This window comes from Pantoea sp. CTOTU49201 (genome assembly GCF_032054795.1).
Lineage (GTDB): Bacteria > Pseudomonadota > Gammaproteobacteria > Enterobacterales > Enterobacteriaceae > Pantoea > Pantoea symbiotica.
Genome location: NZ_DAMBSA010000043.1, coordinates 1 through 2,098, shown reverse-complemented (window position 1 = coordinate 2,098; position 2,098 = coordinate 1). Strand labels below are relative to the sequence as shown.

Here is a 2,098-nt window from a genome sequence, read left to right as displayed (position 1 = left end):
TATGTTACAGCGAAAGGGTGTGGTGAAATACTTAACCAACTTTACGGCGTGTATGATGATCCGCAGGAAATAGACTACCGCGCATTACCCGATAAGTTTGCCCTCAAGTGTAACCATGGCGCAGGCTATAACATCATTTGTGACAGCAAAGCTTCACTGGACATTGAAAAAACCAACAAGCAGCTCAATAAATGGTTAAAGCAGGATTTCTCGGCACATTTTATTGAACCACAGTATAAGAAAATAGATCGAAAAATATTATGCGAGAAATACATTGAGAATGAACGCGGAGGTTTTCCAGAAGATTACAAATTCTACTGCTTCAATGGGAAGCCTTATGCGGTGATGGTTTGCTTGGAGCGAGAAAAAGGCAAACCTAAGTTTTATTATTTTGATATGAGCTGGAACCCGCTTCCCTTTGAAGATACTGTCGAATTAATCAATTCCAACAGTTATCCGAAAATGCCCGAAGGTTTTCATAAAATGAAAGATTATGCGGTTAAACTGGCATCGGATTTTAAATTTGTCCGCGCTGATTTTTACCTTCTCAATGGTAGCGTTATTTTTGGCGAATTAACCTTCACGCCTTCTGCCGGGCTCGATGTTACCTTGCAGGAAGCCGATGCTATTTTAGGCAGTCAGCTAAAATTATAGCGTTGAAAGTGAATGATTTTCCGACCATCGAAACAGGTGCGCATCAATGCGCACCCTCCAATCCTTCGTAGGGTCGCCATTTATGGCGACCGGTGCACCCACCATCTTTCCCCCTAACGATCAAGCCAGCCACAGCGTCTATACTGATATACGTAAAGAAATAATCTGCAGATAACCGATAAGAGAATGGTTACTGAATTTTTAACTTATCTGACAACCCAGGTTGTTGGCTTAATAAAAGGGAAAGTAATGCCATTATTATTTGATGAGTTATCGGGTGCGCCAACATGGGTGCCTGCTGTGTTACTTGTCACGCTCTCACTCGCAGTGGGTTTTCTGGCGCGATTTATCCTGCTCAGGTTCATTCGCTACTGGCAGAATCGTGACAGAAAACTGTTCAAATCACTGGAAAAGCATCTGCGTGGATCGATGTTTCTGTTTATTCCTTTATTGTTAATCAGTGTAGGGCTTAATTATGTTAACATCCAACCTGGATCCCTGAGTTTTATTACCACCACCGTTAATATATTTATTATTCTATCCTTCTGCTCAGTGTTAATTCGGTTGATTAATGTGGCGCAGGATATGCTGTTCATTCGTTATGATATCAACCTCTCGAATAATCTTCGCGCGCGAAAAATTCGTACGCAGATAATGTATGTAAAAAAAGTCGCAATTGTCGTACTGGTGACGTTGTGTCTATCACTGATTCTGCTTAGCTTTCCTGGCGTGCGAAAATTCGGCACCACCATTCTCGCCGGTGCCGGAGTTGCCGGTATCATCATTGGCTTTGCTCTGCAGAAGTCGCTGGTCAATTTGTTTGCCGGCATTCAGATTGCCTTTACGCAACCAATAAAAATTGATGATGCCGTGGTGGTGGAAAATGAATGGGGCTGGATTGAAGAGATCAACCTGACTTATGTTGTTGTGCGTATCTGGGATCTGCGCCGTTTGGTTCTGCCCATTACCTACTTTACTGAAAATGCCTTCCAGAACTGGACGCGTAATAACGCCCAAATATTAGGCTCGGTATTTCTCTATCTCGATTACTCGATGCCATTGGAGCCGCTGCGTAAACATTTTGAAAAAGTCCTCAGCGAAACTAAACTTTGGGATCAACAAACTCAGGTGTTGCAGGTGACGGATACCACCGATAAAACCATGACCATCAGATTATTGATGACGGCACAAAATTCCCCCACCGCCTGGGATCTGCGCTGTTACGTGCGGGAAAAGATGATTGAGTTTATTCAGCAAAATTATCCGCAGAGTCTTCCTCAGGTGCGCGCGACATTAACAGATGCCGGGGTTCGAGAGACGAATAGTTAAGTGTAAATCGGTCGCCATGAATGGCGACCCTACAAAGGATTAGCGCGTTTTTCGTAGGGTGCGCATCCATGCGCACCTGCATATATAGGCAATTTATTGCTTAAGTGAGAGACAA

The 2,098-nt window shown here is 43.5% G+C and carries 2 protein-coding genes; both read left to right on the top strand.

The annotated features are described in order from the left end of the window. The coding region (locus RTY00_RS05200; protein WP_312663664.1) for an ATP-grasp fold amidoligase family protein at positions 1 to 654 on the top strand (654 nt) is incomplete at its 5' end. Positions 655 to 903: 249 nt separating this feature from the next. Beyond that, positions 904 to 1,983, top strand: coding sequence for a mechanosensitive ion channel family protein (locus RTY00_RS05195; protein WP_312663678.1), 1,080 nt, complete (start codon positions 904 to 906; stop codon positions 1,981 to 1,983). The last annotated feature ends 115 nt before the right edge of the window (positions 1,984 to 2,098 follow it).